At 71.9% G+C, this 11,608-nt stretch carries 11 protein-coding genes and 1 pseudogene; 9 read left to right on the top strand and 3 right to left on the bottom strand.

Translation table 11 applies throughout. From position 1 onward, the window contains the following. Positions 1-558: 558 nt before the first annotated feature. The 4 genes and pseudogenes from R4Z63_RS17140 (at position 559) to R4Z63_RS17125 (ending at position 5,117) form a co-directional block, all read left to right on the top strand. Positions 559-1,169: pseudogene (locus tag R4Z63_RS17140) on the top strand (ATP-binding protein). Positions 1,170-2,016: 847 nt separating this feature from the next. Further along, positions 2,017-2,532: a plasmid mobilization relaxosome protein MobC gene (gene mobC / locus R4Z63_RS17135; protein ID WP_384446042.1), complete on the top strand. Its 516-nt coding sequence runs from the start codon at positions 2,017-2,019 to the stop codon at positions 2,530-2,532. After that, positions 2,533-4,182, top strand: a complete 1,650-nt coding sequence (locus R4Z63_RS17130) for a relaxase/mobilization nuclease domain-containing protein (RefSeq protein ID WP_384446041.1) — start codon at positions 2,533-2,535, stop codon at positions 4,180-4,182. It begins immediately after the preceding gene. Positions 4,183-4,247: 65 nt separating this feature from the next. Beyond that, positions 4,248-5,117 carry a plasmid replication/partition related protein gene (locus tag R4Z63_RS17125; RefSeq protein WP_384446040.1) on the top strand — a complete coding sequence of 290 codons (870 nt, stop codon included), beginning with the start codon at positions 4,248-4,250 and terminating at the stop codon, positions 5,115-5,117. 90 nt (positions 5,118-5,207) lie between these two features. Here the strand turns inward: R4Z63_RS17125 and R4Z63_RS17120 are convergent, their stop codons facing one another. Genes R4Z63_RS17120 through R4Z63_RS17110 form a run of 3 tightly spaced genes read right to left on the bottom strand, consistent with a single transcriptional unit; the run spans position 5,208 to position 7,605 of the window. Further along, positions 5,208-5,564: a hypothetical protein gene (locus R4Z63_RS17120; RefSeq protein ID WP_384446039.1), complete on the bottom strand. Its 357-nt coding sequence runs from the start codon at positions 5,562-5,564 to the stop codon at positions 5,208-5,210. Next, positions 5,561-6,142 carry a GNAT family N-acetyltransferase gene (locus R4Z63_RS17115; RefSeq protein WP_384446038.1) on the bottom strand — a complete coding sequence of 194 codons (582 nt, stop codon included), beginning with the start codon at positions 6,140-6,142 and terminating at the stop codon, positions 5,561-5,563. Before R4Z63_RS17115 ends, R4Z63_RS17120 begins: the two co-directional genes overlap by 4 nt. Positions 6,143-6,165: 23 nt before the next feature. Next, positions 6,166-7,605, bottom strand: coding sequence for an NsdA family TPR-like regulatory protein (locus R4Z63_RS17110; protein ID WP_384446037.1), 1,440 nt, complete (start codon positions 7,603-7,605; stop codon positions 6,166-6,168). Positions 7,606-7,980: 375 nt separating this feature from the next. Here R4Z63_RS17110 and R4Z63_RS17105 point away from each other — a divergent pair, with 375 nt between their 5' ends. The 5 genes from R4Z63_RS17105 to R4Z63_RS17085 are packed head-to-tail and all read left to right on the top strand — an operon-like array spanning position 7,981 to position 11,515. After that, the gene (locus R4Z63_RS17105; protein ID WP_384446036.1) at positions 7,981-8,811 is read left to right on the top strand and encodes an aspartyl/asparaginyl beta-hydroxylase domain-containing protein; all 831 of its coding nucleotides are present in this window, start codon (positions 7,981-7,983) and stop codon (positions 8,809-8,811) included. A gap of 40 nt (positions 8,812-8,851) precedes the next feature. Beyond that, positions 8,852-9,724: a hypothetical protein gene (locus tag R4Z63_RS17100; RefSeq protein ID WP_384446035.1), complete on the top strand. Its 873-nt coding sequence runs from the start codon at positions 8,852-8,854 to the stop codon at positions 9,722-9,724. After that, positions 9,721-10,308 (top strand): LOG family protein, encoded by a 588-nt coding sequence (locus R4Z63_RS17095; RefSeq protein ID WP_384446034.1) that lies wholly within the window; start codon positions 9,721-9,723, stop codon positions 10,306-10,308. The genes R4Z63_RS17100 and R4Z63_RS17095 overlap by 4 nt, the downstream gene beginning before the upstream one ends. Then, complete coding sequence (locus tag R4Z63_RS17090; protein ID WP_384446033.1) at positions 10,305-10,865, top strand: orotate phosphoribosyltransferase; 561 nt, start codon at positions 10,305-10,307, stop codon at positions 10,863-10,865. The genes R4Z63_RS17095 and R4Z63_RS17090 overlap by 4 nt, the downstream gene beginning before the upstream one ends. Next, entirely contained in the window at positions 10,862-11,515 is a 654-nt protein-coding gene (locus R4Z63_RS17085) for an HAD family hydrolase (protein ID WP_384446032.1), read from the top strand. Before R4Z63_RS17090 ends, R4Z63_RS17085 begins: the two co-directional genes overlap by 4 nt. Positions 11,516-11,608 lie beyond the last annotated feature (93 nt).

Here is an 11,608-nt window from a genome sequence, read left to right as displayed (position 1 = left end):
GCCGTCACCATCGCCGCGCTGGCCGCGGTCGGCTGCACCGCGTACAGCGCCGACACCAGCTGGCGGTTCGCCGCCGACTACCTGGACATGAGCGGCACGGCCGAACGCGCCGCCATGTTCGCCGCCGCGGAGTTCGCCCTGTTCGTCACGGCGCTGCTGGCACGGCAGAACCTCCACGGCCCCAAGCAGGCACCCGGTTTGCCGGGCACCCTGACCTGGGTGATCACCACCGTGCAGGTGATCCCCGCGTACGCCGAGTCCGGCCTGGTCGGCGGCACCGTGCGAGCCTTCGTGGGCCCGGTCCTGGCCGCACTGCTCTGGCACCAGGCCATGGGCATCGAGCTACGCCTCCACAAGCCGGAAGCCGCCTCCCACAGCATCCTCGCCCGGACCGGCCGCGAGATACGCGAACGCTTGCTCTCCCGCCTGGGCATCGCCGAACGCGATCGCGACGCGGCACAGATCACCCGCGATCGCGCCACCCGCAAGGCCGTCGCCCTGGCCGCGCGCCTCGCCGAGCGCACCCCGAAGCAGCGCAGCGGGTGGCGCGGCCGGCGCATCGCACGGCGGTTGTCACGGGCCGTCGCCCAAGCCGCAGTGGGCATCGACGACCGCCGCATCCCGCCCCGCTACCGCGAGGCACTCGCCACGCAACCCGAAGTCCTGGGCTGGGTGGAGGCGGTCACCCGCGCCGGGCGAAGCGGGCCGGCCGGTACCCGGGGCATCTCCTACGGCCCCTCGCTGCTGATCGCCGGACCCACCGGCATCGGCAAGACCCATCAGGCCTACGGAGCCGTCCGCTCGCTGCTGGCCGCCGGAGTACGCGCCTGCGCTGGCGGGCGGTCACCTCCGCCGACCTCTACGCCCAGCTCCGGCCCCGGCCCAACCACGACCCCGAGCGGGAGATCCAAGAGCTCGGCAGGTGCCCGCTGCTGATCCTGGACGACCTCGGCGCGGCCAAGCAGTCCGAGTGGACCGAGGAGCTGACGTACCGGCTGATCAACCGCCGCTACACCGAGATGCTCCCGACCCTGATCACCACCAACCTGCCGATCGTGGAACTCCGCACCGCAGTCGGGGACCGCGTCGCCTCCCGCCTGGCAGAGATGACCACCTGCGTCATCCTCACCGGCCCGGACCGCCGACGCGCACCCCCGCTGGCAGCCTGACGACTACGGTCCCCCATGCGCCACGGTCCCGGTGCCCCTTGGGGACCGTCCTATCGCGACGTTTCGGTCCCACCCGAGCGGGACCGTCCCCAAATCCACACCTCGGTCCCGCCAAGGGAACCGTCCCCAGACGATCGGGGACGGTCCCGGATTGCCGCCCGGCGACGGGGACCCTCCCCGCAACCACCACGGTCCCCTGCGAAGGACATGGGGACGGTCCCCACATCGGGACCGTCCCGGAACGCTTTCCGCAGGTCAGATGGCCTATAGGTGACTCGGCCCCCAATTGCCCGCCCGACATCCCCAGATGGTGGGGACCGTCGTGATGGTCCCCACCATTTGGGGACCGTCCCCATGTCCGATCGGGGACCGTGAGGTCATCGGATTCCGGGACGGGAGGGGACCGGTCCCCCACCGCGTCCACGGGGACGGTCCCCGGTCCGGTCCCCGATCCTTCTCCCGCAGTCCCCGGGCTCGGGACGGTCCCCCATTTCCTTCCGGTCCCAGTTCGGGACGGTCCCCGATTCCCCTGGTCCCGGTGGTCCGCGGCGGCCCGGTCCCCGAAGGGCTGCGGGGACCGGCCCCGCACGCCTTGCCCGGGGGACCAGCCAGCCGCCCACGCCACGCCCCGGTAGGCGCCTGCCCCGAGACCGCGAGCCGACCACCCCACTCACCTCACCCCGCAGGAGAACGACCCATGACAGCGGCCCCGCAGCACCACGACGACACACCCTCACCGCCTTCGAAGTCATCTACCCTGATGGACCATTGGCGGCGTGCATTCGGGATGACGGCAGCTCCTGGCGGAGCAAGGTATGACGTTGGACCGTCCAAGGGCCGGTCCAACGTGGAAGCCTCCGCCCCGGGGGTGGCGGAGGCAGGCCCCCGGCGCGAGGGCGCACCGGGGACAGGGGGTGCGCGTGCCGCCGACGAGGCCGCGCTGCGCCGTGTCGCCCGCCGCCGCGCCCACCAGGACGTGCAGCGCAAGGAGCGCGTCGACGTCCGCTACAGCATCGACGAGAAGCGGGCGATCCTCGACGAAGCCCGTCGCCTCGGTCTGGCCGGCGCGCACCTCGTCGGCGCCATCGTCATGGCCCACCTCAACGACGACCTCACCCTGCCCGAGCAGCGCACCCCCGTCGACGACCTGATCGACGAGTACGCCGCCCTGCGCAAGCAGGTCTACAGGGTCGGCACGAACGCGAACCAGATCGCCAAACGCCTCAACGAAGGCGGGACGACACACCCCATGGACGCCGCTGTGCTTGCCGAGGCCGGACGGCTGGCGGCCTTGGTCCAGGAGGCGGTCACGGCTGTCGACGTCGCCGCCATCGTGGCCGCCACAAACCGTTGGGCGGCCTGATTGATCGCGAACATCGTCAAGCCCGGCCACAAGACCCGGGGCGTCCTGAACTATCTCTACGGGCCCGGCCGCGCCAACGAACACACCGACCCCCACCTCGTCGCCGCGTGGGACGACTTCGTGCCTGACCCCGGCCGCAACCCCGCCGCCACACTCGCCCAGCTCGCCGACGTCCTCGACCTGCGGGTCAAGCAGGCCGGCTCGAAGGCGCCGAAGAACCACGTGTGGCACTGCTCGATCCGCGCCGCGCCCGAGGACCGCCACCTGACCGACGACGAGTGGGCCACCATCGCCCGCCGCATCCTCGATGCCACCGGCATCGCCCCCGCCGGCGACCCCGACGCCTGCCGCTGGGTCGCCGTCCGCCACGCCGACGACCACATCCACATCGTCGCCACCAAGGTCCGAGGAGACCTCCGCCCGCCCCGGAACTGGAACGACTTCCTGCGCGCCGACAAGGAACTCGTCGCCATCGAGAAGGAATACGGGCTGCGGCAGGTGCCGCGCGGCGACCGCACCGCCGCCAAGCGCCCCACCCGCGCCGAACGGGAGAAAGCCCAGCGCACAGGCCGAGCCACAACCGCCCGCGAACGCCTGCGCACCACCGCCCGCACCCTCCTCGCAGCAGCCACGACACCAGAGGAGTTCTTCCGCCTCCTCGAAGGCTCCGGGGTTCTCGTGGAGATCCAGCGATTCCCCTCCGGCGACATCCGCGGCTACAAGGTCGCCCTCGCCGACGACACCAACAAGGACGGCCAGCCCGTCTGGTTCTCCGGCTCCACCCTCGCCCCCGACCTCTCCTACCCCAAGATCAATGAACGCCTCACCGCCACCGACACCAGTCCAGCGGCACCGCCGGAGTCCCATGCCTGGCGTCGCGTCGCCCGGGCCACCGACCGGGTGCCCGAGCTCCTCGACCACAGCGAGGACGAGGCCGGACAGGCGCACATCACCGTGCTCGCCGAAACCCTCGACGTCCTACCCCTGGCCGCCCCTCCGGCCTTGCGGCCCGGACTCCTGCAGGCAGCCACCGCCTTCGAGCGGGCCAGCCGCTCTCGCATCCGCGCCCAGCACCAGCAGGCTCAGGCCACCCGCAGCGCGGTGAAGGCGATCCTGCGTGAACCCGCCCCGAAGGACGGAGTCCTCCTCGCGGTCCTCCTCGACGCCGTTCTGCTGGCGGCCGTGGCCGCTCAGCACTGGCACCGCACCCGCGGCCACAACCAACAGGCGGAGGCCGCACGACAGGCAGCCGAGCACCTCCAGGCCGCGTACCAGGTCGCGGCAGCCGAGCCGCTGGCCGTGATCCACCAGCGTGGAACCGAGCTGCCCGAGTGGATTCGCCGTCAGCAAGCGGCGACCGTGCGCCGAGCGCTCCCGGAACAGGCCGAACAGATCCTCGCCGAGCCCGGCTGGCCCGCCCTCGCAGCCACCCTCGCCCAAGCCGGCGCCGCCGGCCACAGCCCCGCCGCCCTTCTCACTGAGGCCACCGCCCAACGAGAACTCGACACCGCCACCAGCGTCAGTGAAGTCCTCACCTGGCGGCTGCACCGCCTCGCCGACCTGACCCAACGCACCACCAGCCGTGGCCCGGCACCCCAGTCGGCTACCTACCGTCCCGTCCGCACCGACCAGCAGCGCCGTACACGCTGAATCCCATCCCGTCATCCGATAAGGAGCACACCCTGAAGATCCACCCCGTCACCAGCCTGTTCCCGATGCTCAGCCAGGGCGAGCTGCTCGACCTCGCCGAGTCCATCAGGACCGAGGGCCAACACGAGGACATCGTCCTCGACGCCGACGGCGTCCTCCTCGACGGCCGCAACCGTCTGGCCGCCTGCGAGATCGCCGGCGTCGAGCCCCGCTTCACCACCTACACCGGAGACGACCCCACAGCGCTGATCTTCTCCAAGAACATATTCCGCCGACACCTCAGCAAGGGGCAGGAGGCCGTGATCACCGTGATGGCGTGTTCATTTTCGGGACACTCCCTGCGGGACCTGGCCAAGCTCCACGGCCTCAGCCGCAGCCGCCTGTCCGCCGCCAACGTCGTCCTCAAGCACTCCCCCGACCTCGCCGAACAGGTCCGCACCGGCACCCTCAGCCTCGACAACGCCTACAACACAGTCTCCGAGCGCAAGGCCCGGGCCGTAGCCCTACAGAAGCAGTACGACCGCCTCCGCGAGCACGCCCCCGACCTCGCCGAGCAGGTAACCGAAAGCGAGATCACCCTCGCCGACGCCACAGCCGCGCTGAACGAGCGGCTGGAGACAGAACGGCTCTGGCAGTACGTGATCAATGCCGACACCGCGCGTCTCGCCGATGGCGACACCACCCCGCCTCTGGCCGAGCTCGTCGAACGGGGAGACATCACCTGGCCCGAGGCACACCAGCGTGCCGAGGAGTTCGCTGTCCACCGACGGGACACTATCCAGCGATCCAGGCAGGCTCTCCATCTCATCGCCGAGCAGTGGACCGTCATCCAGGACCTCGCCGCCCGACCCGGCACGCCCTATGCCCGGGACATCCTCGACGGTCTCGCACCCGAAGCCCGCTCCCTCGCCCAGTCCCTCATCACCCTGGCCTGATGCGCCACACACCTTGGGGCCGGCGCCGAATGCGCCGGCCCCAAGGGGCTTGCCTCCTCCGAACAGGACGGTTCTCAGGCGGTCTACCGGTCAGCGACTACGGCGGTGACGGCCCCGCCCCCTCGTCCCGAAGCGGTGCTCGGGACCGTGCCCCGGCGACTGCGCGAGGCGGGCGGGCGAGTCATGCGTCCGGAGGGAGTGCCAGATGCGTGCCTGGAGTTCCTTGATGCAGGCACCGCAGGCGTACATGCGGGCCTGGGCTCCGGCGACGGTGGCCGGACCGATCCACAGGACCCTGGTCTGCTGCTGTCCGCAGTAGAGCCAGCAGACGCCGTCGACCCAGTCGTTGCCGTCGTCGGTGGCCGGCGGGTCGGGCAGGCCGCCTCGTGCGAACTCGGCGATGCCCGGGATCACCAGATGGTGCCGTAAGCCGGCCTCGGTGATCACCGGCTCGCCCCCGGCACCGGACCGGTGCCCAGGTCGCCGATCGGGGCCCACTCGTCCTCCAGGATCGAGTAGGTGATCGAGTCCCGCCACGCTCCGCGGACGAAGACGTGATCGCGGATGCGGCCGTCCTCAGTCATACCCGCCCGCAGAAGGGTCCGCGCGGACGCCTCGTTGAGAGGGGAACGGGCCGCCCAGATGCGGTGCAGGCCGAGCGTCCGGAACCCGAGCGCGCACAGCAGGTGGACGGTCTCCGTGCCGAGTCCCTTGCCCCACTCAGCCGGGTGCAGGGCGAAGCCGATGGTGGCCGCCTGCTGCGGTTCGGTCGCCAGGCGCGCGTAGCCGATCAGCCGGTGCTCGCCGCGCCGGGTGATGGCGAGGCAGTACTCAGTCCTCGGGGTGTCCGTGGCGGAGGCGATGGACCGGTCGACGATTGCCTGGACCTGTTCGGGGGTGCGGGGTTCGAAGCTGAGGTACCGGGTGGCCTCGGGGTCGCCGTAGATGGCCAGGATGGCGTCGGTGTCCTCGGGCTCGACTTCGCGCAGGGCCAGGTTCGGGCCGGTCAGGTGGACTGGGGTCATGGGCGCGGAGCCTACCTGCGGGTTCATCGGACGAGGACGGAGGTCGGGGTGGCGGTGAAGGCTTCGATCTCCTCGCGCAGACCAGCCGCCGCGCCGCCGTTGCGGTGCCCGTCGGCGTGCAGGGCAACGTGGACGCGCTGGGCGCTGCTGGTGATGCCGAAGTTCCGCTGCTCGATGGGGAGGTCGAGGACGGGTCGTACGGCTTCGACGGCGCCCTCGATCTCACCGCGGGCGATGCGGGCGAGGGCGAGGTCGGTCTGCGCGCCGGCCTCGTCGCCGAAGGCCCACTCGTCCTCGGCGGCGTCGCGGTACGCGGTGACGGCGGCCTCCGAGCGGCTCTCGCCGAGTGCCGGGTCGTCGCCGAGGTGCACGGTGGCCTCGGCGACGTAGTACAGCTGCCGGGGTACAGGGAAGGTCATGATGCCGCCGAAGGCGTCGAAGTCGTCGGGTTCGACGGCCGCGCGGGCGTCCTCGGCCTGCTGGATGGCGGTGCGGGTGGCGTCGGCGTCGCCAATCAGGGCGTGGGCGCGTGCGGAGAGACAGGCGAGCCAGACGCCGGTCGTGCCACGGACCTTGCCGGCGACGCTCTGACCGAGGGTGGCGTAGTCGGCGGCCTCGGCGGGACGGCCGGCCCAGTAGGAGATGAGCGACTGCAGGGAGCGGACCCAGGCGCGCATGGGGTGGTGGTCGGCGTTGTCGGCGCACACGAAGGCGGTGCGGGCCTGCATCATCGCGGCGCTCGGGTTGCCCAGGTCGTGGCTGGCCTTGGCGAGCATGCCGGAGGTGATCCCGGCGAGCAGGTACAGCTCGCGGGCCTGCAGGGGTTTGACGCGGCCGTGCTCCAGGAGGCGGAAGGTGAGGTCCTGCACCTCGACCAGGTCGCCGAGCAACGTCGGCAGTGCCAGCCTCGGGTACGCGGCGGTGAGCCGCCGCACTTCGTCATGGATCTGGCCCAGGGTCTCCGGGCCGATGCTGCTGCCCTCCGCCATCGCGGTGAACCGAAGCGCACGACGAGCCGCCATCGCGACCTGCCTTTCCAATTCCGTTGTGCCCGCGTCGAAGCGGGGCTCGCTGCTGAACGGGCCGCCGACAGGCAGTGCCGCTGCCTGCTCGGTGGGGAGGAGGACAGGAGCCGGCCGTGGCGGCGGGACGACGAGCGGGGGATCAGCTGAGGCGGGTGCGGTCCGCGACGCGGCCGGGGCGGGAGCGAGAAGGACATCGACGCCGACACCGAACATCGCTTCCAGCACCCGGCACTGGTCGGGGTAGGGGCGGGTCTTGACCGCGCCGCCGTACCAGCGCTCGAACTGCCGCTTCGAGACCGACAGCCCCCGGAGCCGCGCATCGTTCTCGTCGTCGGCGATCGAGCTCGCCGTCGCTTCGAGCCGGAGGCGGAAGGTCTCGTAGACCTGCCAGTGCCGCCGGAGCGTCAAGACCCGTAAGAGCGTGGGAGTTTCAGCCACGGCAGATCCTCTCCGTACCCGTTCGTCTGCAACCGACGATAGCCCCGGCCGATCGGCAGCGGACCCGTTCGGACGGCTCCAGGCCGAGATGACGGCGGCCATGACGGTGGTCATGACGCACGATGACGCGAGTCGGCCACCGGGCGGGCGCGGGCCGGGCGCGGGGCGGCTGTGAGGACGGTCCCGTGACGGCGACGACGTCGTATCCATGTCGCACCGCCCACCGCCATGCTGAACGCCACTTCGCCTGGCGTGTGCTCCGACCGCGAGGCGTCAGATCGGGAGCCCAAGGCAGCGGCTCCGCCTGATCACCCCATCCAGCACCGCGTACCCACCGGCCCCGCTCGTCGTCGGGCCGGTGACGGGAGGGAACCGATGGACACCCTGACCGCCCTTGCCGGGCAGATCGCCCAGCTCGACGCCGTCGACCCCGCTCAGCTGGAGCGGATGCGCCACGAGGCCCTGACGGCCCGCGCCCCCTGGAAGGAGGAGTACAGCGCCTACCAGTCCGGGGGCTGGTGGACGACTTCGCTGATGAACGCTTCCGGCGACGCCGCCGACGTGACGATCGGCGACTGCGCCGCCCGGCCGACCGACCTGCTGTCGCAGATGCCGGCCACGGCCGCGCTCCTGACCGAGCTGGGCCTGAACTACATGTGGGTGCGGCTCGCCCGGCTGGAGGCCAACGCCTTCCTGTGGGAGCACCGCGACTACGACGAGCTCGACCAGGTCGAGCGGCACCGGCTGCACATCCCCCTGCACACCAACACGTCGGCGTTCCTCGTCACCGGCGGCGCCAAGGTCCACATGACCGGCGGGCGGATCTGGCGGCTGACGCCGACGTACGCCCACGGGGTGTGCAACCTGCTGGGCCCGGACCGGGTCCACCTGATCGCCGACGTGTACGCGGACGACGCTTACCAGCGCCTGGCCCGCCGGCCCTCGCTCGCCCCGGCCGCCGCCGAAGCGCTGCCCACCGCCGACCACACCGTGCTCGCCGAGCGGCTCCAGGCCGCCCGCGCCATGGCCGGCCTCGGCTACACCGACGCGGCCGAGCGGATGCTGCTGCGGCTCTTCTACACCTACGCGCTGCCCGTGGGCACGGTCTACGACCTGATCGCCGAGGTGCACACCTCGCTCGGCGACGAGGAGGCCGCCACACGCTGGACGACCGCCAAGCGCCGCCTGCTCGCCCTCACGGCCTGACCGCCACGGCCGCAAGCCGAAATCAGAACGGAGGACGCCCGTGTCCACCCTGCAACTGGCCGCGCTCACCTACGCCAACCGCCCGGCCCAGCTCCCGCTGCTGTCCCGGCTCTCCGAGATCCTGGCCGCCTCCCCCGCCGTCACGCAGCTGATGGTCCGCGGCTCGCTCGCCCACGGCACCGCCGACCGCCTCTCGGACGTCGACTTCGTCGTCGGCGTCCACGACGCCCAGCTCCCCGCCTTCGTCGAGGCCCTGAACGACCTGGTGTCCGTCGAGGCCGGCGCCCTGCTGCCCGGCTGGCGCGACACGATCGTCGCCGACCTCGGCGGAGTGGGCATGGTCTTCCTCGTACCGGACGACGGACGCCTGCACCAGATCGACATGTACCTCGTGCCCGCGTCGCACGTCCCGGGCCTCCGGGCGAGGGTGTCCACGGCCTTACTCCTCGACCGTGAGCCGCCGCCCGCCACTCCCGAGGAGCGCACGGTGGCAGCGCGCTTCGCGGCCGAGTTCCTCGCCCGGCCCCGTACCTGCACCGAGCTGCTGATCGAGCACCTGGTGCTGGCCGTGCTGCTGCACAAGCGCATCAAGCGGGGCCAGCGGTTCATCGCGTACGCCGAATGGCACCGCCTCCACACCGCGACGAAGGACCTGATCAAGACGGCCCTCGCCCCCACCTCACGGTTCTGGGGCTGGTACCAGCTGCGCGAGGAGATCGCGGTCACCCCGATCGGCCGGGTCTGCCTCCGCGACCTGGAGGCGGCGATCAGCGGACCGGCCGTCCCGCTCGCCGCCGATGTCGACGCGGCCGTCGAGCGGACGCTCGCCCTGGTCGAGCGGGCCTGTCCCGAGGCGCTGAGCGGCCTGGAGACCGCCGTCGCCGCGTACCGCAGCTACCAGGAGCTGGTGTGAGCGCGCCCCGCCGACCGGGGCCGGTGGGCGAGGGTCCGACCGCCGTCTTCTTCGGCGGAGTCCGCCCCGCCTCCGCCGATGAGGAGAAGCTGGCCGAGGAGATCGGCCGGGCCCTGGCGGAGGCGGGGTACCAGCTCCTGCACGGCGGCTACAACGGCCTCATGGAGGCCGCCGCACGCGGAGCCTCCTCCCAGGGAGCCGCCGTCACCGCGGTGACCCTCATCGACAAGCACGACACTTGGGGCGCGTTCAACCCCTACGCCACCGCGTCCGTCCACCTCCCCGACCTCGGCACCCGGCTCAACCACTACCTGGCCCACGCCGACCTCATCGTCGCCATGGGCGGCGGCATCGGCACCCTCCACGAGCTGACCGCCGCCGTCTACTACGCGACCACCGTCCGGCCCGTACCGATCTGCCTCGCCGGGTCGACCACCCTGCGCCTGCTCGCCTTCCTGCGCGAGGAGAAGTGGCTGTACGAGACGCCCACCCGGCCCCTCAGCTTCCTCCACACCGCCGGGTCCGCCGATGCCTTCCGCTCCCGCCTCACCGCGCTCCGCACAGCATCGATCGGAGGAGCATGACCACCACCGCGACGCCGCCGCCCCTGGCCGAACTGGCCACCCGGATCGCCGAAACCGCCTGCGTCACCGCCCCGTTCCAGCTCGCCGACGGCGCCAGGCTCGCCGCCTACTTCGACGAGTACCTTCTGGCCGCCGATCCGGCGCTCCTGCGCGACACCGCCGCCGCCATGACCGCGCTCGTCCCCGAGGACGCCCAGCTCCTGGCCGGCATCGAACTCGGCGGTGTCCCCCTCGTCGTCGCCCTGTCCGCCGCCACCGGACTGCCCGCCGTCTTCCTGCGCCGCCGCCCCAAGGCGTACGGCTCCCGGCGCCAGATCGAGGGTGCCGCCTTCAACGGGTTCCGTACCGTCCTGGTCGACGACGTGGTCCGCTCCGGGGCACAACTGCTCACCATGGCCCGGACTTTACGGCTCGCGGGGGCGCCGGTGTCCGACGCGCTGTGCATCCTTGAGCGCCCTCTCGGCGGCCGAACACTGCTCGCCGAGCACAACGTCACTCTTCACCCCCTGTTCGCCGAGGCCGACTTGCCCGCGCCCCGGAAGGAGGATTCGAAGTGAAACGGGCCGTGCTGTTCGACCTCGACGGCGTCCTCGTCGACAGCCGCCACGCCCAGCTCGCCACCCTGGCGGGCTTCGCGACCTCCGCCCTCGGTCGGCGCGTCACCGTCGCCGACCTGCCGGCCGGGGCCGAGACCACCCCGCGCGAGCACGTCCTCGCCGAACTCGGACACACCGGAACGATCAACCAGGACGCCTGGGACGCGGCGACGGCCACGGCCACCCTCACCGCCGAGGTGTTCCCGTTCGTGGCCGACACCCTCGCCGCGCTCCGCGCCGCCGGCGTCGGCACCGGCATCGTGACCCTGCGAAGCCGCCAGCGGGTCGACTGGCTCCTGCCACCCGCCGTCCTCGACCTGATCGACGTCGTCGTCTGCTACGAGGACGCGGCGCCGAAGCCCGCGCCGGACGGCCTCCTGCTCGCCCTCGACAAGCTCGGCGTGACGCCTGGCGACGCCGTGTTCGTCGGCGACATGGAGTCCGACATGCACGCGGCCCGGGCGGCCGGCGTGACCCCGGTCGGCTCCGGCTGGGGCTTCTCCGACCCGGCGACGCTCACCCGGGCCGGCGCCGCCGTCGTACTCCCCCACGCCGACGACCTCGCCGGAACGCTCCTGTCCCTGACCGGCACCGGGCGACGGGGCGCATAAATCCAAGCGATCTTGACGCCAGACCCGCTACGCTGGGTGGCGCAGTCGCAGCGGACCGTTGCGTCCGGTGACGGCTGCGCCACCTCAGACAAC

The organism is Streptomyces sp. PL-29 (assembly GCF_058344425.1).
Note: the sequence above shows the minus strand (reverse complement) of the source record. Positions and strands in the feature narration are given on the sequence as shown.